Raw genomic sequence first — 19,564 nt, 5'->3', positions numbered from 1 at the left:
GGAGAGGTGGATATTGTTGCAACTACAGGTAACGAACAGTCCTTTTAACGAGAGCCAAGTCGAGCTACTCAATCGTCTTCTACCATCCTTAACGGAGACACAGCAAATATGGCTTAGCGGTTATTTGTCAGCCATGGGCTTTACTACTGCACCATCGGCAGGTGCCGGGGTTCAAGCAGTACAATCAAATACGATAGGAAATGTGGAAGGTAGTGCCGTTAGTCAACCTGCAGCTTCACGTGAAGTGACCGTGTTGTTTGGGTCCCAGACAGGGAACTGCCAACGGCTGGCTGGGAGCTTGTCCCGCAAGCTGGAGGAGCAAGGATTTCAGGTCACACTCACTGCGATGAACAGCTTTAAGCCCAATGCGCTTAAGAAGGTTGAGAACCTCCTATTGCTGGTCAGTACACATGGTGAAGGCGAGCCGCCAGATAATGCACGGATGTTCCATGAATTTCTCTATAGCAAAAGAGCTCCTCAATTAGAGAATCTGAAGTTCTCAGTGCTGGCACTGGGGGATACCTCCTATGAATTCTTTTGTCAGACCGGCAAGGACTTCGATCAGCGGCTTGAGGAACTTGGCGGCAAGCGGTTAAGTCCACGTGTGGATTGTGATCTTGATTATGATGATTCGGTTACCGAGTGGTTTGAAGGCGTCATTAGTGCGTTAAATGCACATTTAAATGCTCCGGCCATTGCGGCAAAAGCGGTTCAAGCTGCGGAAGACGCAAATTCTCAGGAGCCTTTGTATACCCGTAACAATCCTTTTAAAGCGGAAGTATTAGAGAACCTTAATCTGAACGGACGTGGTTCTGACCGGGAGACCCGCCATTTGGAACTATCCCTAGAAGGCTCGAACATACAATTTGAACCAGGGGATGCGCTGGGTGTCTATCCGGAGAATCATCCTGAATTGGTAGACGCTATTATTCATACTATGGGCTGGAATTCTAATGATATTGTTCCATTTAATAAAAAAGGGGAAGACGGCACCTTACGTGAGGCCCTTCTTCACCACTATGAAATCACTGTATTGACCAAACCGTTACTTGAACAAGCGGCGAAGTTATCTTCTTCTAACCAACTAAGTGATCTATTGTCGCCAGAACGTGCGCAACAGCTTAAGGAATATATTCAAGGCCGCGATCTGCTCGATTTAGTTCAGGACTTCTCTCCATGGGAGGGTTCGGCCAGTAGCTTTGTGACTATTTTGCGCAAGCTTCCGGCACGACTCTATTCAATTGCCAGCAGCTATAAAGCTAATCCAGATGAGGTTCATTTAACGGTTAGAGCTGTACGTTATGAGGCACATGGCCGTGAGCGTTATGGGGTCTGCTCGGTACATTGTGCTGAAAGAGTCCAGCCGGGAGATACGTTGCCCATCTACATTCAACATAATCCGAACTTTAAGCTTCCGACGAATCCTGATGCACCGATCATTATGATTGGACCGGGCACAGGTGTTGCACCCTTCCGCTCTTTCCTGGAGGAACGTGGCGAGCTTGGGGCGGAAGGTAAATCATGGCTGTTCTACGGAGATCGGCATTTTGTGACGGACTTCCTCTATCAGACGGACTGGCAGAGAATGCTTAAAGACGGCTTGTTAACTAAGCTGGATGTTGCTTTCTCCCGTGATACCGAAGCGAAAGTATATGTTCAGCATCGCATTCTGGAAAAGAGCCGCGAGGTCTACGAATGGCTGCAAGCGGGAGCTCATATTTACATTTGCGGAGACGAGAAGCATATGGCACATGATGTTCATTCTGCTCTGATTACTGTCATCCAGCATGAGGGTGGTTTGAGTCCTGAAGAAGCGGCAGCTTATTTGGATAATATGCAGCAGGCGCAGCGCTACCAACGTGATGTTTACTAATGGATAGAGGAAAGTTATCGAATGACTTCGGGGGGAGATAACAACAATGGCAAACAATGAAAAGGTTAAGCCGATCGGCGGGCCTCCAAGCGATGTTGAGCACATTAAGCAAGAGAGTAACTATCTGCGGGGCGCGCTTGTTGAGACATTAAGCAATCCGATTACCGGAGGCTTGCCGGAAGATGATAATCGGCTGCTGAAATTTCACGGAAGCTATATGCAGGACGATCGGGATTTACGCAACGAGCGTGAACGGCAAAAGCTGGAGCCTGCATTCCAGTTCATGCTTCGTGTAGTTGCCCCAGGCGGGGTAGCGACACCAGAGCAGTGGCTAGTGATGGATGATCTGGCACAAAAATACGGCAATGGAACCTTACGTCTGACTACCAGACAGGCGTTTCAAATGCATGGGGTACTCAAATGGAATCTTAAGAAAACCATCCGCAGCATTAATGATACGCTGATGACGACGCTGGCAGCTTGCGGCGATGTTAACCGTAACGTAATGAGTAATCCGAATCCTTACCAGTCAGAGGTGCATGCAGAGGTCTACGAATGGGCGCGCAAAGTAAGTGATCACTTATCACCACGTACGCCTGCTTACCATGAAATCTGGTTGGACGGTGAGAAGGTAGTAGATAGCTTAGGCGAGCGTGCGGAAGTAGAACCGATCTATGGACCGGTATATTTACCGCGTAAATTCAAGATTGGTCTAGCGGTGCCTCCTTCTAATGATGTGGATGTATTCTCGCAAGATCTGGGTTTTATCGCTATTCTGGAAAATGAGAAGCTAGTCGGCTTCAACGTTTCTGTAGGCGGCGGTATGGGGATGACTCATGGCGATACCAGTACTTATCCTCAGTTGGGACGTATAATTGGTTTTTGCCGTCCGGAACAGTTGATTGATGTGGCAGAAAAGACCGTAACAATCCAGCGGGATTATGGCAATCGCTCTGTCCGCAAAAATGCACGGTTCAAATATACAATTGACCGCCATGGTCTGGAATGGTTCGTAGACGAACTGCATGAAAGACTCGGATGGCAGCTTGAAGCAGTACGTGATTATCATTTTGATCACAATGGAGACCGTTACGGCTGGGTGAAGGGTACCAACGGAAAATGGAATCTGACACTTTATATCCAAAGCGGACGGATTCATGACCAAGAAGGATACACCTTGATGACTGGCTTGCGGGAGATTGCTAAGATTCATACTGGAGATTTCCGTCTAACGCCGAATCAGAATCTAACGATTGCCAACGTCACTACTGCCAAAAAACGCAAAGTAGCTGAGCTGGCTAAACAGCATGGTCTAACAGATGGAGCACATCTTTCTGCATTGCGGCGCAGCTCCATGTCCTGTGTAGCACTGCCAACCTGCGGACTTGCGATGGCTGAAGCGGAACGGTACCTGCCTTCGTTGATAGATAAGCTGGAGCTTGTTATAGATAAGGCTGGTTTGCGTGACGAGGAAATTGTGATCCGAATGACCGGCTGCCCTAATGGATGTGCTAGACCGGCGCTGGGTGAAATCTCGTTTATCGGCAAGGCTCCTGGCAGATACAATATGTATTTAGGAGCAGGCTTTACGGGTGATCGCCTCAATAAAATGTATAAAGAAAACATAGATGAGAAGGAGATCCTAGAGACGCTTGAACCTATTCTTCACCGATATGCCAAAGAACGTCAACAAGGCGAGCATTTTGGAGATTTCGTGATCCGTGCAGACTATGTTAAAGCCGTTACCTCTGGACTTAATTTCCATGACTAAATGAAAGTAGATTTAAAAAATGTCCCGGGGCCAGTTGATGGCTGCCGGGATTTTTGTGGTTTGGTCGTAGTTAGATGCGCGGAGTGTCGTGTCGTAATGCTCCAGAGGTAAAGAACGGTAGGTGAGCGCAGACGAGCGCAGACGAATAGAAGATGAGTAGTAGATGAGGGGCAGATGAGTAGTAGATGAGTAGTAGATGAGGGGCAGATGAGTAGTAGATGAGTAGTAGATGAGTAGTAGATGAGTAGTAGATGAGTAGTAGATGAGCAGCAGATGAGGGGCAGATGAGTAGTAGATGAGCGCTGACGAGCGGCAGTAGACTAACAAGGTGACGGACTCAGGAGCCCTTATTTCCTGAAATCTTGCCAATTTGCCGAGTATTCGGACACCAGCGCCGTTATGGGGATGAAAAGAGGCCAAAATAGGCTTTTTTCAGAGGAATAGCGCCTCTCCAGTCCGAAAGTTGCTCAAAACGGCTCAAATCGCACAAATAGCGTCATCTGAGTCCGAAAATCATAACAGAGTGCTCCAAAGGTAAAGAACGGCAGATGAACAGTAGATGAGCATAGACGAGCGGCAGTAGACTAACAAGGTGACGGACTCAGGAGCCCTTATTTCCTGAAATCTTGCCAATTTGCCGAGTATTCGGACACCAGCGCCGTTATGGGGATGAAAAGAGACAGGAACAGGCCTTTTTCAGAAGAATAGCGCCTCTCCAGTCCGAAAGTTGCTCAAAACGGCTCAAATCGCACAAATAGCGTCATCTGAGTCCGAAAATCACGACAAAAGCGCTCCAAAGGTAAAGAACGGCAGATGAGCGCAGACGAGCGGCAGTAGACTAACATCAGAGTAGTAAAAGGGTCATATTAGATAGTGGGACAGAGTGATATTAGCGCAGTAGGAGCAATTGTAGAGTAATACGCAGAACAGCAGGAGCAATAGTGAAGTAACGCAGAACAGCCAAACAAAAGAGCAGTAACCGACTAGCGGCACAATAAACGAGCGGCAGTAGACTAACATCAGAGTGGTGAAAGGGTCGAATTAAATCGATAGTAAAATAACATTAGATGGTGAAATAGTAAAATTAGATTAGCTCAGCAGTAGCAATAGTGGAGTAGTACGCAGAACAGCCAAATAAAAGAGAAGCAACCGACTAGCGGAACAATAGACGATCGACAGTAGACTAACATCAAAGTAGTAACAGTCCAGCGGTAGACTAACATCAGAGTAGTAACATTCCGGGAGCAGGCTAACAGCAGTAGATCACCGTTGACTGACAAATCTAGCAACAGCCTTCATTTGATCTACAATAATCTAGTAAGATCCCAACATCTGCGCTACAACAGATTCAATTTAAAAACCAGCAAGTCTCCAATTCCGGGAGGCTCGCTGGTTTATGTGTTTAAGGAGCGATACCGGAGATCAGTACATCGTTTTGATACAGGGTTACTTTGTTCCAAGTGCTGAAGGAAACTTTGGTTGGATCGAACGAATAGTCATTTGCTTCATTGAAGTTAGACCAGTCGCTTTTGTGCACGCGTAATTGGATTTCTCCTGATTGTCCACCGGCAGGTATGGAGCCCGCGCTAGTATTGAAAGTAAGCTCAACGTAAGAGTCGGCGTTCGTCCCACTTGTGGACCCGAGGGCAACCGATATATTAGAAGCACCGACCTGCGCCCAATCGATTACTCCATTGAGAGATGCGCTTCCATCTTTAGTAAAGTAATAACGAATTTTCAGTCCATTTAAATTGACTGCCGTTGTTCCGTTGTTATAGATGTTGAAGTAGGGCTTGATTGAGTTATCGGTAGCATTGGTATCTGCTGCACGGTAGTAAAGTGCCAGATTACTGGATGGCGAGCCGGTAGGAGTGGCTGTAGGTGTTACTGTAGGTGTAGGTGAAGGTGTAGCTGTTGGTGTAGCTGTTGGTGTTGGTGTTGGTGTAGCTGTTGGTGTTGGTGTTGGTGTAGGTGTTGGTGTTGGTGTAGGTGTTGGTGTTGGTGTTGGTGTTGGTGTTGGTGTTGGTGTTGGTGTTGGTGTTGGTGTAGTGCCACCATCCGGCACAGGTTGGTAACCAGGTGTTGTGTAAATTTTATTAAGCACGGAGGTTGCTAAGGTTCCGTTTGCTCCATTAACGACTGTATTTCCCCAGTTGCTGAGTGTTCCTGCTGGACCGCTGGCTAGATCCAGATATTCAACGCCTCCGCCATTACCATACCAGGACCAGGCGAGCCAGCCCACCTTTTTTTCCTTCGTGTAGCTCATAATGGTGGCTTCATCGACATCTCCACCCGTGTGCTTGTCACCGAATTCGCCGATAATCACAGGGGCTCCAATAGCCAAGGCACTATCGATATTACTCTTGACTGTAGCAGCATTACCTCCAGCATATTCGTACATATGAATTGAGAAAATAGTGTTTTTTAAGGTATCTGAATTAAATAGAGCCTGACCACTAGTGAAAATAGATTGTGGGTATTGACCCCATCCCGCTGCATCTACAACTAAAGTGTTCTTAATGCCCGCATTTCTTAACGCAGGAATTGCCGCTTGGTATCCACTGGCCCATGTTGCAGTGTTCCAAGAACCGTACCATTCATTAGCAATATTCACAATGACACGATCTTCTTTACCGATCAAAGCATCCTTGATGCTTATCCAATAGTTTACTGCAGCGTTAAGGTCAGAGGTGTTGTCTGAGCCCGTAGCATCATGCACTTCCAGCATGGCAATCATTTTATACTGATCACAAAGCTTTAGAATATTTTGGACATCAGCTAAAGTATCGAGAGACCACTTGCTGCCATTAGAAAGTACAATTCTGACGGTATTGGAGCCAGTCGCTGCGATGGCCGGTATTGCAGTACCCAGATCGTTTTTGTACCAAGTGTGTGCATGATTCACCCCACGCATTACAAAAGGACTGCCGGTGGCATCGTATAAAGTGGTACCGCTTACATAAAAACCTTTAACAGAAGTGTTTGCTGCCGCTGCCTGCTGTTGAGGTAAAGAAATAGAAAGAGTAAGGATACTAATTAATACTAACAAACTGATTTTCCGGAACGAAAAATGCTTTCTGAATTTCATCAACATTTCCTCCTTAATCAAATAGGGTTGCTTCTTTGATTATGCGTATGCTCCAGGTGGTTGCAGTAAATGCACTCAATTACAGGCATGTATCACCTCCTCAGTTATTTTGAATATAACATATAAAGGAATTTTTAGGAATAATAAATAATTTAACGATAACAATAACTTTATGTTTTATTAGAAAGATAAGAGAAATTGCTGATAAGGCACTCGTCTTTCATCTAACATTCTCAAAAAAAATGATGTTATTTTTAGATTCAGGAAGGAAAATATAATTTTTTTTGCCTAATGATTTGGATTTCTCGCGATTTTCTTTCATAATATAAAGGGTAAACTAAATACAAAAGAAGAACCGTTGCCCGAGAGCGATGTGTTCTGTACAGAAGAGGCGATATTATGATTATCATGAAAACGATGGAAGAGATCGAAAAAATGCGTGCGGCGGGAAAAATTCTCGCTGAATGTCATCGTCAAATTGCGCAAATTTTGCAGCCTGGTATTACGACCTGGGAAATTGATGAATTTGCAGAAAAATTTATATTGTCTCAAGGAGCTACTCCTGAGCAAAAAGGATATAATGGGTACCCGTACGCAACCTGTGCATCTGTAAATGATGTAATATGCCACGGATTCCCGAAAAAAGAGCCGCTAAAAGACGGGGATATCGTAACCATTGACATGGTTGTTAACTTAAACGGCTGGTTGGCAGATTCGGCCTGGTCTTACGGGATTGGCAATATTAGTGAACAGGCGACCAAACTTCTAGACACTACTAAGGAATCTTTATTCCGTGGAATCGAGCAGGCGGTTGCAGGCAACCGTATTGGCGATGTTGCGCATGCCATCCAAGTTTATGCAGAGTCTAACGGGTTTTCTGTAGTGCGTGATTTTATTGGCCACGGGATCGGTTCAGAAATGCATGAAGCTCCGGAAGTACCTCACTATGGTCCAGCAGGGAGAGGGCCTCGTCTTAAAGAGGGGATGGTATTTACCATTGAGCCCATGCTGAACACAGGCAGTTACAGAACAAAAATTGATGCGGATGGTTGGACTGCGCGTACCATTGACGGCGGATTGTCAGCACAATATGAGCATACTTTAGCGATTACCCCACAAGGAACGATTATCCTGACTGAACTGTAATTTTGATGAAAAATAAAATGACCAGTCTCCGTAATGGAGATTGGTCATTTTTTATTAATCTGTAATGTTGCGAGTGTAATATTCAATGATATCTTTTCTCCTAATAATTCCAACAAATACACCCTCATTATCAATCACAGGAACGAAATTCTGATCCGCAGCAAGCGTCAGCATATCCTCCATTTCTGCATTAATGAGAACACTTTCGTTATGAACATGCTTTTGGATGTCGCTTACTGGAACTTCCCCTATATTGTCAAAGGTTAAATCTGCTGTGTTTTTCAGCTTCCACAATAGATCACCCTCCGAAAGTGTTCCTACATATTTTCCTTCATTATCAATAATAGGGATAGCCGTGTAATGGTGCTGTTCTAATTGTTCTAAGGCTTCCAGCATGGATAGTGAGTTAGTGATATAGGCGACTTGATCTTTTGGCAACAAAAAAGAGGATATTTCCATCGGCATGAACTCCTTTATATTAAGTTATTTTTTGATTAGGCTACTTTTATTTAAACATACTTTTGGAATGGATAGAATTTTAAATTTTCACCCCTTGAATTATAGGTAATAAGTCCTATTGAATAGAGGTCGTATTTTGTCGATTAAAGATATATTATCCTAGAGTGGAGTTGTTCAGATGGCATTGTATCGAAGGCTTTCATTAACGTTTAAATTTGTTATGGTGGTAAGTTTAGTAATTATTGTGATCTTTTTCTTTAGTTTAGTCGCAAACCTGGCTAATCTGCGTAGTGTGAGCATATCCAACGGTGAACTTCAGGCAGAGGTCGCAGGAAAAAGTTATGCGGAGACCATTCAGAATAGAATGATAGACATTCAGTCGACGGGTGAAGCGCTCGCTGAAGTACTCCTTGAATCAAGAGAACGTCAAACCTTGGACCGTGAAGATGTTGTTTCTACAATGAAAACTATGCTTGAGCACAGACCAGAAATTTTTGGGATGAGCATATTATGGGAACCCAATGCTTTTGATCAGAACGATCAGGCTAATATAAATAAGATGCCATATGATGATGGTACGGGGCGTTTTATTCCTTATGTCTTTAGAAATCAAGGTGCAATAAAGGTTGAACCCTTAAAGAATTATGATGTAGAAGGTGCGGGTGATTATTACCTTTTACCAAAAAAAGAGAAAAAACCGGTCTATATTGAACCCTACTCCTATGAGACGACTGGTGGAGCTATAGAGATGATTTCGGTCATGCTGCCAATTTTGGATAAAACGGGTGCATTTCTGGGGACTGTAGGGTTCGATGTTTCGTTAACCCAATTGCAGGAAGAAGCCGTTAACTATAAACCTCTGGGAGGTTATGTTTCTTTAATCACTGGTAATGGCAAATATGCAGCCAACCCAAATGATCCTCAAAGTGTACTCAAAGAATTCGGTGATACAGAAGATAAAACAGTACTGTGGAAGCGTGTGAAGAATGGGGAGGCCAAACTGGGATACACGATAAATTCCAAGGGAGAAGACGTGCTGCGGACTTTTGTTCCGATACCAATGCCTGGAAGTGACCAGGTCTGGTACACACAGACAGCGATCTCTAAGGATGTTATCATGGCTGATTATGAACAAGCTAAAACAGAATTTTTTATCATTATGATTATTGGGATTTTGATTTTAGCTGTTATTGTTGGTCTTCAACTATGGTTGATGGTAGTTAAACCGCTTCGTTTGTTATCTGAGAAATTGCAGCTGATGTCTCAGGGGGATTTGACTCAAACCCTGCAGGTTCGAAATGATGATGAATTCGGCAAAATGGCTACACATTTTAATCATATGACCCATAAGCTTCGAGAAATGTTTGGACTTGTCGCTGATCTATCAATGTCCGTGGGAGCTACCTCTGAAGAGCTGACAGCTAACGCTGAGCAGACTGGAAAAGCTGCTGAACAAATTGCTGTGGCAATTGGACGAGTAGCCGAAGGAGCGCAGCTGCAGAATGATTATGCGGGTGATTCTTCAATGGCGATGAGCGAGCTGAATGTTGGAGTGCAACGGATCGCTGACTCTTCGTCATCGGTGTCTGCGTCTGCAGATGAAGTTACCGATCAGACGAAAAAGGGCAGTGCCCAGCTGCAAATGGCAGTGAATCAAATGTCGGAGTTAAAGCTGTCTGTAGATGAGACAAGTCTGGCGATTGAACGTTTAGGCGAACGATCTGCTCAGATCAGCGGGATTATCGGCTTGATTTCGAACATAAGTAAACAGACCAATCTGTTGGCACTAAATGCGGCTATTGAGGCGTCCAGAGTGGGTGAACATGGCCGAGGTTTTGCGGTGGTGGCCTCAGAAATTCGCATGCTGGCAGATCAGACTAAAAAAGCTGCCGAACAAGTTACTGCTTTGGTTGAAGATGTGGTGCAAGATACTAATCAAGCTTCACAAGCGATGGCTGTCGGCAATGAAAAAGTAATTCTTGGTGTGCAGAGTGTATCTGATAGTGATCTTTTATTTACGTCGATTCTGACAGAGATGACACAGGTAACCGATCAGATCCAAGAGGTCTCAGCAGCTGCACAGCAGATGACCGCGGGAACGGAGCAAATTTCAGTTACCGTTAAACAATTAGCCGATCTTGCTTCGGAAGCTTCCTCGGACTCCCAAAGTGTGGCAGCAGCCTCTGAGGAGCAGCTTGCTTCTATGGAAGAGATCTCAGCCTCGTCGGAGTCACTCAGCTCAATGGTGCAAGACCTGTTGGATAAATTATCTTACTTTAAAATTTAGATTGCCTTTTCAAATATAGAGAAGGGCTGGCACCTAAAACTATGAAATGACTGCTGTGTCGAAAGCACATGCTTAGTCACTGGAAAATACGCTTAGTAACCTGCTAACGGACACAGTGGTCCTTAAACGTACGATTATCCGATATTTGGAATGTTATCGGACTCCAGTGCAGCTATTGGCCTAAAAAATGCTTATTATGAGCCTCTTTCCAAGGAATAGCGTCACTGGAGTCCGAAATCTAGCGGTAAAGAATTAAAACATGTAAATAACGTCTACCGAGTCCGAAAGCCCCGTAGGATAATGAATGTGTAGTCGTAGCAGGCCGCGAATGACCAAAAAACACCGAACAGCGATTCTTCGATAACAGAAGAATCGCTGTTTTGTTGATTTTAGGATTTTGAAAGTGAGGAGGTCAGTCACCGCTCGTAGAATCAATTATGGCACAGCTCCTTCTTACCTCCCATTTTCTTCATAATGCAGAAGAGTATCTATTTGGTGTTAGCTGTGTTATAATCAATCTATCGAAAGTATTTACCTGGCGAATTCACATAGCGTAGAGGGTTATTCTTTAGACGTTAATAACCTTGTACCATATGTGAATTTTTATTTTTTTAGAGATTTTGCAAGAGATTTTTTGAGGATAAGAATAACATGTAAATAAAAATAAGGTGGTAATTATATTATGCAAACAGGAACAGTGAAATGGTTTAACGCAGACAAAGGTTTTGGTTTTATCGAGGTTGAAGGTGGAGAAGATGTATTCGTACATTTCAGCGCAATTACTGGTGACGGATTCAAGTCCCTGGATGAAGGACAACGTGTAGAATTTAACGTAGTTCAAGGTAATCGTGGTCAACAAGCTGAGAATGTTGTAAAACTGTAAGTAGTAAAATGAATCCCCAAACGTATCGTTTGGGGATTTTTTTATAGAAAGGTGGCGGATGTAAATGCAGGTGTTTGAAGACTGGAATTTAAAAGTTAAGAAAACCTTTAACGCTACAAGTAACAAAGAAGTATTGACGGTGTCTGAAGCGGGAAGCTTGCTCGGGCTGTCTAAAGACCAAATGAAAAGTTATGTAGATCAGCATAAGTTGACTAAAGTTCCGATCATGAGAAGTGTCGTCAGATATCTTTTACTCAAGAGTGAGATCGATATGATTGTGAAAAAAACCTAAGATCATCATTAATAAATAGGGTAGACCAATCCTTGATAGGATATGGTCTTTTTTTGTCTCACAAATTTCTTATAAATAGAAACTTATCGACCCTAAGATCGTCTATAATAATGGGATATTTTAGGTAACAGTGTCATCCGGCAAAAAAATATCCTCACATACTGGTGGTTATCTATCAAAACATTACGTGATATCTAAGGAGAAAATTATGAAACGACTAGAGAGTAACGATTATTACAAAGCTATTGAGCCTTTAGGAAAAGTGAAAATAAATACGATGTTTGCTGAGTCAGTGGTTAAACAAGTCATACCTGGCAGCGTATATGTTGACGATATCGTTAACCCGCGTGCTTTTTACATTGCACACCCTTGTGGAATGTCTTTATTAATTGGAGAGTCGGATAATGAAGAGTTTAAGCGCGATCTTTTTGATTACATAACCAATAAAAATATGATTCGGCATCATCAAGAGTTGCTGCAGGCTGATCCAGCGGGAGGCTGGACGGAAGTTATCGCTCATTGGAGTGAACAGGAAATGCTCCATAGAAATACAAGGGTCAACTTCAGCTTTAACCGCGAGAAATATCTGAAACAGAAAGCTTCTTATCTTAACCAAGACCTTGAAGTGGTGCGAATGAACAAAGAACGGTTTTTGGCGGCAACAGGAGGTGTCAATCCTAAGGCGTTTTGGAGGAATGAAGAGCAATTTCTTGCTGAGGGGCTGGGCTTCAATATTCTTGACGCTGGGGAAATTGCCTCTACGGCATTTTCGGGTTTTGTTAATGAGCATCAACTGGAAATAGGCATAGAAACTTCAGAAGCACATCGGGGGAAGGGCTATGCCTACGCGGTCTGTTCAGCCTTAATAGAATACTGTCTAGAACATCAGCTTGAGCCGGTGTGGGCGTGTCGTCTGGATAACGAGGGTTCTTTCAACTTAGCGCATAAATTAGGCTTTGAGACAACCTACATGATTCCCTATTATCGGCTGGTAGAATCCGTCATCAGGAAGGGTTAAGGATCCGAATGAAAAATAAACAGACTACCCATTCAGCTTCTTCATTTTCTTTAAGTAGAATTGAGAAAAAAAAGGTGAAAAAGAAAACTAAGACCAGCAAGAAAAAAAAGATCTGGCTATTTACGCTTGCTATCGTACTTATTGCTGGGCTAGGATCTTATGTTTTTCGTAAAGAACTGCTGATTTTCGGATTTAATAATGTTGTGGCTCCGACTATTGAACACACGCTTGATGGATCATACGTTCCTTTGGAGAATAATGAAAACGCTGAAGCTCCCGGATTACAACCAACGGCGGATAACAAGGATCGTCCATTTTCTATCCTCCTATTGGGTACTGATCAGCGGGGAAAAGAGAACGGGCTTTCTGATTCGATTATATATACTGTGATCCGGCCACTTGATCATAAAGTATTGTTCGTGTCGATCCCTCGTGATTCCTATGCAGAAATTATCGGAGCGGAAAAGGTTAAAGGAGCTAGGAAAGAAACCAAGATTAATGCAGCTCATTCCTATGGCGGTCCTCAGATGAGTGTAGATACCGTTAAAAATTTATTAAACGCGCCTATCGAATATTACGCTACTATTAATTTTAACGGTCTTGTGGGCGTTACAGATGCTCTAGGGGGTGTTGAACTTCCGATTACCAAGGTGATTGAGAACAAGAGCCCGGATCATGAGAAATTAAGAATTGAACCGAACAAACCGATTTATTCTGGCGCTGAAGCATTAATGTATGTAAGATACCGGGAGGATTCTGATTTTAAACGAACGGAGCGGCAGCGGATCTTTTTGAAATCTGCGCTTGAACGGATGAAGAGAGTAGATAATATCCTTAATATACAGAAAATCATCGAAATAGCAGGCAGTAATTTCCAAACCAATATGAAGTCAGACTTTATTCTTGATTTGGCGAAAAGAGTAATTCTTGAAGGAGGTACTCCTGAGATCACAAGCCATATGTTGCAGGGTGAAGGCAGACGGAAGGATCAATGGTATTACATGCTTGACGAAAATGATGTGAAGCGTACTCATGAGTTGATTGAGATTTGGCTGAATCCTGACTCTAACGATACGGATCTGGCCGCAGCTTCTGCGGATGACGCAGCATAGATGTTGTGACTGAATTATTTTATTTTTCATGTGGAGGTTGATCTCTCTGGCTGCAAAAACAAATGAGCAAATGTTACTCGAATTTAAGTCCCTCATCCCGTTCGTTGAATCTTTAGGTGAAGTATCAGACAAACATTGGAATCAGCCTATTGCAGCTGGTAAATGGACTTTAAAGGATATCATCTGTCATCTCATGTTATGGGATAAATATTTTTATGAAGGTGCGATTAAGAAAATAATTCTCCGGGAACCGATCACAACCAAGCAGTTGGATTTTAACGAGTTTAATGCTAACGCTGTAGAATATGCTAAATTATTATCTGAACAAACATTAATTGAACAATTTGTACGTTATAGAACTAAAATCATAGATGTAGCTGCAGGGTTAACGGAAGAGGAATTCAATCAGGAATATAAGGATGGAGATCGCAAAAAATTCAGCGTTCGCAAGTACTTGAGAAGTTTTATCCCACATGATAAGCATCATAAAAAACAGATTGAGCAGTTCTTAAAACCTTAAAACTTGGCGCGATTTTGAACTAACTTCATGGATTGGCGTATGAGGATAGGACCAAACATGCTTCCGGCAGAGGCGGCAATTAAGGAATGGAAGGGGAATTTTATAGCAAAATAAAAGACCCATCCAGCAACAATATCAATAAGGATGAACTTCTTGATCTCGGATAATGGTATGGTCACGAAGACAATGGATTGTTTGTTTCTCACAGCAATGACCTCCTAATTTTAAGAAAACATCTTATAAATCCACTGTTCATTCTATTTTGGAACTAAGATGTCCCATTCCGTCTAAATCTACAATCGCATCGTAAAAAAAGGAAGTATGCCTTGCGGATCTTTTTCGCAAAGTGTACTTCCTTTTTTGTATGTGAGGATATTATCTGACTAATATTTGGCAGGGTATGGAAAGTCACAGAAGATATATTCAATCACTAGTACAATGTAAGCGTTATCTTTTGCGAAATTATATCCTAAAGGAGCTAAGCTATGAGAGTGAAGAGACTATCTTTTAACCAGCTTGTGTTTATCTGTTTAGGTTTTCAATACTTGTTAATGCGTTTGTTCTCTGCCGGCGAGGCGATCGTTATCACATCGATAGAGCTAGTAATATATATTGTTTATACTGTCGCCACCCTTGCCGGATTGTTTCTCCGGAGCAGACGAATTGATAGTGAAGCTGTATCCGGGTTGTCGTCGTTATTTTTCAGCGTGTTATGGACGGTATCTTTGTTCTCACAGTTTCGGAAAGAAAGTTATCCAAATGCTTTAACAATCATTAATTCGCTGGGGGTGTCTGCAGCGGTAATCGTGATGCTCACACAATTTATTATTTTGGCTAAGGCTTAGGCTTTAGCTGAAAAAAAGGCGGGTGCCCCAGCAGCCATTTCATGGCTTATGCGGCACTCGTTTGTTTTTTTTCATCCCCAGAAATGAAAGCTCACCCTGTTCATTCCGTTTAAATTCAAATTCACTGTCATGCTTGGTATGATGGAATCTTTTTTCAGAGATAGGATAGAACGGTGTAACCTCATCATCATTCCAGACAAAATAATATTCCTGGCCCCTACGCTCCACGCTCGCTTTGCAGCCAAATCCCTCATAGGTCCCCATATATTCAGCATACATGCTATCATCAAGTGGAAAGGCTCGCGGGAATATCGGCATTTCGGCAGGCTCACCGAATACTAATCCAGATAGAGATTCCGTTAACTTGGTAATGGGGACACAATCATAATTGGTCAACATGATGACGGTTGTCTGCTCTTCTGGATATCTGTGCATTTCACTTCGGAAGCCGCGATAAGCGCCACCATGATACATTCTTTTGCGATCATATCGTTCGTCCAAAAACCAACCAAATCGATATTTGAGATTACTTGAATGAAAAGCCATCTCCAGAGTATCGTGGGATACTAATTGATCGGAGTATAACGCTTGGTCCCACAGGAAAAGATCAGCAGCCGTCGAATACATGGCACCCGCTGACAGGATAGAGCTCATATGTATGTATTCACCCTGAGTATACTCTCCCCATGAGGAATGATAAGGTGAGGCTAATTTTGAAATGATTTGCTGATTGTTATAAACTCCTGTATTTACCATGCCAAGAGGCTGTAATATAAAAGTAGTGATATAATCTTCAAATGTCATGCCAGTAATCTTTTCAATGATCATCCCCAATAAATAATAGCCTGAATTATTATAGGAAAACGATGTGCCAGGCATAAATGCAGGCGGTTGACTCACAAATAGCTGTAACATCTCCAGTGGAGTCAGCTTAAGCTTATTTAATTTTTGATTATATTCGGGTAGAGAAGTGTAGTTGGCTATACCCGAGGTATGCCCCAGCAGATGAAGGATGGTCATCCCCTCGAATGCATGCTGTTCAGGAAGATATTTTAGGATCGGATCTTCCAGTCGCAGACGTTTTTGTTCTTTTAGCATCAGAATCGCCATGCCAGTGAATGACTTGGTTAGTGACCAGATCCGGAATTTGGTATCTATAGCGTTCGGGACCTGATGTTCAAGATTCGCATATCCATATGCTTTTTGTAGCTTGATTTCTCCATGCTGAGCTATCAAGACTGTGCCGCTCAATGGCCAGCTTTGTTCGTATTTATCTAAAAATTGCTCCAGACGCTGGGATTGTTTATCCACAGGTAACCCCTCCTTAAAGGCATATTCTAACATAATACTAAATTCTGTTGAAGCGGAGAGAAATCCATGAGATATGATTGTTTAATTATTGATGATGAAACTGAACTTGCGGAGACCACTTGCGAATATTTTAATTTGTTCGATGTTCAAACCGCGTTTGTTACAAGCGCTGATGCCTGCCGGAGCTTTTTGCGTGAGCATCAGGTCTCAATGTTACTGCTAGATATTAATTTAGGCGGTGAATCCGGCTTCCAGTTATGCAAAGAGCTGCGTCAGACGATGGGGATTCCTATCTTGTTTATTAGTGCCCGCTCCAGTGAAGATGATGTATTGATTGCTCTTGATATCGGAGGAGATGACTATATTCATAAGCCGTATACCCTGCGAGTGCTGCTCGCAAAAGTGAAGGCGGTGCTTAAACGCCACAATAACGAAGTTAGAGCTGAGGCAGCTATCCTCCAAGCCGGCCCTATCCAGATAGACCCCGAACTTAGGAGGGCAAGCCTTAATGGCGTAGCTCTCAAGCTGAAAACGATGGAATATAAATTGCTCAGCTATTTGATTCAGCAGAAAAATAGGGTAATCCCCAAAGAGGAGTTATTTACAGAGGTATGGGGAGATGTTTTTGCGGGGGATGGCACCCTAAATGTACATATCCGTCATCTACGTGAGAAGATTGAGCAGAATCCTAATGATCCTCAGTACATCCGTACAGTATGGGGCATCGGTTATGCTTTTGAGGACAAATAGTTATGACAAAAAAACTGCTGTTGGCCCTTCTGTTTACTATATTTGCCGCAAGTTTAGCGCTCACCTTCCTAATTCTTAATTTGCAGGTGGAGACAGGAACAGATAGAGTGGCGATCAATACCATTGTGAAGCTCACGGAACAGAACTGGGACAAGCTTGATCCGAAGCTGTACAAGGAAAGTCCTTATGAATTTGCCATTATCGATACCGCGGGAGTACTTAAATATCAGACGGGAAATGCGATTTCCGTTACTGTTAACGAAGCCATCAATAATCGGGATACTCTAGTGGACGTTTTTGATCAGGATAAGATGGTGGGGAAGGTGATTATTAATAATGATTACCGTGCGATCTTTATACATATGAAAAAACAATTTATACAAGTTTCTATTGTGATGCTGCTTCTGCTTACGGTTCTAGGCGTTCTCTATATTTGGTTCCTGAATCGATCGGTTCTCCGTCCGTTCCGCAAAATGCAGCAATTCGCGAAGCATATCGCGAGAGGTGATCTGGAAGTGCCGCTGGAGATGGATCGTAATCATCTGTTTGGTGCTTTTACCGAAAGCTTTGATATGATGCGGGAAGAGCTTGCAGCGGCTAGACACAGCGAATATTTGGCGAATAAAAGTAAAAAGGAACTGGTTGCTAGTCTCAGTCATGACATTAAAACACCCGTTGCTTCGTTAAAGGCGATCACGGAACTGATGTTATTAAGCGCAAGGGATGAGAAGACCGGCAGACAGCTTAACACTTTGTACTCCAAAGCAGATCAGATTGATCGTCTGGTGACTGATATGTTCCATTCGACCTTGGAGGAACTAAATGAACTTAAAGTCAGCTTAACGGAAGAGCAAAGCCACCTGCTGATCCAAATTATAAATAATGTAAATTTCTATGAACGGATTTCAGCAGCATCTGTGCCTGACTGTCTCATTACGGTGGACCCCTTGCGGTTGCAGCAGGTGATCGATAATGTTGTGAATAATTCCTACAAATATGCCTACACAGACACACCCATAGATATTAAGTTCGAGATCACGGATCATTATCTGGAGGTAGATATTCTGGACTATGGTCCCGGGGTTCCTGAAGAGGAGCTGCCTTTAGTATTCAATAAATTTTTTCGGGGCAGTCTGGCCGTGAGCCAGAATGGTGCAGGTCTAGGCCTGTACATTTCCCGTTATATGATGCAAAAAATGCAAGGCGACATTCTGTGCTCCAATCGGGAGGACGGATTTACAGTCAAACTGCTAATTCCCTTAGTAGGACAGAATTAAGAATTAGCTAAGGATTGCACAAAGACATGTTAAGAACATTTAACGTACGATAAGGTTGCAATTACGAATGAGCTTGTGATTGCAGCCATTATATTTCGCGTAGAGCTATGATTTTTTTAGCGCAATTAATGAGCATGAATGTAAATGGAGTGTTCAACATGAGCGAAGTGAATAATAAAGTGCTGATGCAGACTAATAAGCTTGGAAAAACCTTCTCCCATGGAGGAACTCAGCAGCATGTTTTGAAAAATCTGGATCTGACCTTATATCATGGTGATTTTACGATTATCATGGGCAGCTCTGGTTCTGGTAAATCAACACTGCTGTATGCCATTTCGGGTATGGATAAGCCAACACTTGGAGAGGTTCTATTTGAAGGTCAGGATATCACAGCCATGAGTAATGATCAGCTTGCGATATTCCGGCGGAAGAATTGTGGGTTCGTGTTTCAGCAGATTCATCTGCTGGATACGATGAGTGTCCTCGACAATGTATTATCAAGTGCTTTTCTTGTACAAAAGGATAGAGCAGGTGCTGTAAAAAAAGCCAAAAAGCTACTCTCTGATGTAGGTCTGGATGACTCTGTCTGGGGCAAGTTTCCGGCGCAAATCTCAGGTGGCGAAGCTCAGCGGGCGGGGATTATCCGGGCATTGATCAACAGTCCAAAAGCGGTTTTCGCCGATGAGCCGACGGGTGCGTTAAATAGTTCAGCAGGAATAGGTGTACTGCGCGTCCTTACTGAGGTGAATAGACAAGGGCAAAGTATAATTATGGTTACTCATGATCTTAAAACCGCGTTGCGTGGAAATCGGATATTGTATTTGCGGGATGGAGTCATCGTGGGAGATTTGCGTCTTACCCCTTATAGCGAAGATAACGGACCTGAACGGCAGCAGCAATTACAGTCCTTTCTAACCGAATTGGGGTGGTAG

General features: G+C 43.1%; 17 protein-coding genes. 13 read left to right on the top strand and 4 right to left on the bottom strand.

Annotation, left to right across the window (positions count from 1 at the left end; all coding sequences use genetic code 11):
• The first annotated feature begins 16 nt into the window (after positions 1-16).
• Together MHI25_RS20630 and cysI are read left to right on the top strand one after the other, a co-directional pair.
• Positions 17-1,873 (top strand): assimilatory sulfite reductase (NADPH) flavoprotein subunit, encoded by a 1,857-nt coding sequence (locus MHI25_RS20630; RefSeq protein WP_340395698.1) that lies wholly within the window; start codon positions 17-19, stop codon positions 1,871-1,873.
• 46 nt (positions 1,874-1,919) lie between these two features.
• On the top strand, positions 1,920-3,644 hold the full coding sequence (gene cysI, locus MHI25_RS20625; RefSeq protein WP_340394138.1) for an assimilatory sulfite reductase (NADPH) hemoprotein subunit: 1,725 nt from the start codon (positions 1,920-1,922) through the stop codon (positions 3,642-3,644).
• A gap of 1,402 nt (positions 3,645-5,046) precedes the next feature.
• On the opposite strand, the gene MHI25_RS20620 is transcribed toward cysI, so the two are convergent.
• The gene (locus tag MHI25_RS20620) at positions 5,047-6,732 is read right to left on the bottom strand and encodes a cellulase family glycosylhydrolase (protein ID WP_340394136.1); all 1,686 of its coding nucleotides are present in this window, start codon (positions 6,730-6,732) and stop codon (positions 5,047-5,049) included.
• 399 nt (positions 6,733-7,131) lie between these two features.
• Here MHI25_RS20620 and map point away from each other — a divergent pair, with 399 nt between their 5' ends.
• A complete protein-coding gene (gene map / locus MHI25_RS20615) occupies positions 7,132-7,878 on the top strand; it encodes a type I methionyl aminopeptidase (RefSeq protein ID WP_036685786.1) in 747 nt (248 codons plus the stop codon).
• A gap of 54 nt (positions 7,879-7,932) precedes the next feature.
• Here the strand turns inward: map and MHI25_RS20610 are convergent, their stop codons facing one another.
• Complete coding sequence (locus MHI25_RS20610; RefSeq protein WP_038572361.1) at positions 7,933-8,337, bottom strand: CBS domain-containing protein; 405 nt, start codon at positions 8,335-8,337, stop codon at positions 7,933-7,935.
• A 178-nt stretch (positions 8,338-8,515) separates the two neighbouring features.
• Here MHI25_RS20610 and MHI25_RS20605 point away from each other — a divergent pair, with 178 nt between their 5' ends.
• From MHI25_RS20605 to MHI25_RS20580, 6 genes are all read left to right on the top strand, one after another.
• On the top strand, positions 8,516-10,624 hold the full coding sequence (locus MHI25_RS20605; protein WP_076129908.1) for a methyl-accepting chemotaxis protein: 2,109 nt from the start codon (positions 8,516-8,518) through the stop codon (positions 10,622-10,624).
• A 682-nt stretch (positions 10,625-11,306) separates the two neighbouring features.
• Positions 11,307-11,507 carry a cold-shock protein gene (locus MHI25_RS20600; protein ID WP_036685790.1) on the top strand — a complete coding sequence of 67 codons (201 nt, stop codon included), beginning with the start codon at positions 11,307-11,309 and terminating at the stop codon, positions 11,505-11,507.
• A 64-nt stretch (positions 11,508-11,571) separates the two neighbouring features.
• Complete coding sequence (locus MHI25_RS20595) at positions 11,572-11,799, top strand: hypothetical protein (RefSeq protein ID WP_038572358.1); 228 nt, start codon at positions 11,572-11,574, stop codon at positions 11,797-11,799.
• Between the two features lie 208 nt (positions 11,800-12,007).
• Positions 12,008-12,817 carry a GNAT family N-acetyltransferase gene (locus tag MHI25_RS20590; protein WP_340394133.1) on the top strand — a complete coding sequence of 270 codons (810 nt, stop codon included), beginning with the start codon at positions 12,008-12,010 and terminating at the stop codon, positions 12,815-12,817.
• An 8-nt stretch (positions 12,818-12,825) separates the two neighbouring features.
• Complete coding sequence (locus MHI25_RS20585; protein ID WP_340394131.1) at positions 12,826-13,929, top strand: LCP family protein; 1,104 nt, start codon at positions 12,826-12,828, stop codon at positions 13,927-13,929.
• Positions 13,930-13,957: 28 nt separating this feature from the next.
• Positions 13,958-14,449 carry a DinB family protein gene (locus MHI25_RS20580; RefSeq protein ID WP_076307624.1) on the top strand — a complete coding sequence of 164 codons (492 nt, stop codon included), beginning with the start codon at positions 13,958-13,960 and terminating at the stop codon, positions 14,447-14,449.
• Here MHI25_RS20580 and MHI25_RS20575 read toward each other — a convergent pair.
• On the bottom strand, positions 14,446-14,655 hold the full coding sequence (locus MHI25_RS20575; RefSeq protein ID WP_076100132.1) for a hypothetical protein: 210 nt from the start codon (positions 14,653-14,655) through the stop codon (positions 14,446-14,448). The two genes, MHI25_RS20580 and MHI25_RS20575, sit on opposite strands and share 4 nt — an antisense overlap.
• A 279-nt stretch (positions 14,656-14,934) precedes the next feature.
• On the opposite strand from MHI25_RS20575, the gene MHI25_RS20570 reads away from it, so the two are divergent.
• A complete protein-coding gene (locus MHI25_RS20570) occupies positions 14,935-15,294 on the top strand; it encodes a hypothetical protein (protein WP_076129905.1) in 360 nt (119 codons plus the stop codon).
• Positions 15,295-15,333: 39 nt separating this feature from the next.
• Here the strand turns inward: MHI25_RS20570 and MHI25_RS20565 are convergent, their stop codons facing one another.
• Entirely contained in the window at positions 15,334-16,605 is a 1,272-nt protein-coding gene (locus MHI25_RS20565) for a serine hydrolase domain-containing protein (RefSeq protein ID WP_340394130.1), read from the bottom strand.
• A 66-nt stretch (positions 16,606-16,671) separates the two neighbouring features.
• Here MHI25_RS20565 and MHI25_RS20560 point away from each other — a divergent pair, with 66 nt between their 5' ends.
• The 3 genes from MHI25_RS20560 (at position 16,672) to MHI25_RS20550 (ending at position 19,564) form a co-directional block, all read left to right on the top strand.
• Positions 16,672-17,355 (top strand): response regulator transcription factor, encoded by a 684-nt coding sequence (locus MHI25_RS20560; RefSeq protein WP_076301764.1) that lies wholly within the window; start codon positions 16,672-16,674, stop codon positions 17,353-17,355.
• Between the two features lie 2 nt (positions 17,356-17,357).
• Positions 17,358-18,632: a HAMP domain-containing sensor histidine kinase gene (locus MHI25_RS20555; protein WP_076301763.1), complete on the top strand. Its 1,275-nt coding sequence runs from the start codon at positions 17,358-17,360 to the stop codon at positions 18,630-18,632.
• A 158-nt stretch (positions 18,633-18,790) separates the two neighbouring features.
• On the top strand, positions 18,791-19,564 hold the full coding sequence (locus MHI25_RS20550) for an ABC transporter ATP-binding protein (protein ID WP_076183127.1): 774 nt from the start codon (positions 18,791-18,793) through the stop codon (positions 19,562-19,564).

Origin of the sequence: Paenibacillus sp. FSL E2-0177 (assembly GCF_037992975.1) — a bacterium.
GTDB lineage: Bacteria > Bacillota > Bacilli > Paenibacillales > Paenibacillaceae > Paenibacillus_AQ > Paenibacillus_AQ odorifer.
This window is presented reverse-complemented; position numbering and strand designations above follow the sequence as displayed.

What these genes read in the sequence shown, in the direction of transcription:
- MHI25_RS20590 (WP_340394133.1), top strand. Translation starts at nt 12,008, where the DNA reads ATGAAACGACTAGAGAGTAACGATTATTACAAAGCTATTGAGCCTTTA.
- map (WP_036685786.1), top strand. Translation starts at nt 7,132, where the DNA reads ATGATTATCATGAAAACGATGGAAGAGATCGAAAAAATGCGTGCGGCG.
- MHI25_RS20595 (WP_038572358.1), top strand. Translation starts at nt 11,572, where the DNA reads ATGCAGGTGTTTGAAGACTGGAATTTAAAAGTTAAGAAAACCTTTAAC.
- MHI25_RS20550 (WP_076183127.1), top strand. Translation starts at nt 18,791, where the DNA reads ATGAGCGAAGTGAATAATAAAGTGCTGATGCAGACTAATAAGCTTGGA.
- MHI25_RS20605 (WP_076129908.1), top strand. Translation starts at nt 8,516, where the DNA reads ATGGCATTGTATCGAAGGCTTTCATTAACGTTTAAATTTGTTATGGTG.
- MHI25_RS20600 (WP_036685790.1), top strand. Translation starts at nt 11,307, where the DNA reads ATGCAAACAGGAACAGTGAAATGGTTTAACGCAGACAAAGGTTTTGGT.
- MHI25_RS20580 (WP_076307624.1), top strand. Translation starts at nt 13,958, where the DNA reads ATGTGGAGGTTGATCTCTCTGGCTGCAAAAACAAATGAGCAAATGTTA.
- MHI25_RS20555 (WP_076301763.1), top strand. Translation starts at nt 17,358, where the DNA reads ATGACAAAAAAACTGCTGTTGGCCCTTCTGTTTACTATATTTGCCGCA.
- MHI25_RS20610 (WP_038572361.1), bottom strand. Translation starts at nt 8,337, where the DNA reads ATGGAAATATCCTCTTTTTTGTTGCCAAAAGATCAAGTCGCCTATATC.
- MHI25_RS20620 (WP_340394136.1), bottom strand. Translation starts at nt 6,732, where the DNA reads ATGAAATTCAGAAAGCATTTTTCGTTCCGGAAAATCAGTTTGTTAGTA.
- cysI (WP_340394138.1), top strand. Translation starts at nt 1,920, where the DNA reads ATGGCAAACAATGAAAAGGTTAAGCCGATCGGCGGGCCTCCAAGCGAT.
- MHI25_RS20585 (WP_340394131.1), top strand. Translation starts at nt 12,826, where the DNA reads ATGAAAAATAAACAGACTACCCATTCAGCTTCTTCATTTTCTTTAAGT.
- MHI25_RS20570 (WP_076129905.1), top strand. Translation starts at nt 14,935, where the DNA reads ATGAGAGTGAAGAGACTATCTTTTAACCAGCTTGTGTTTATCTGTTTA.
- MHI25_RS20560 (WP_076301764.1), top strand. Translation starts at nt 16,672, where the DNA reads ATGAGATATGATTGTTTAATTATTGATGATGAAACTGAACTTGCGGAG.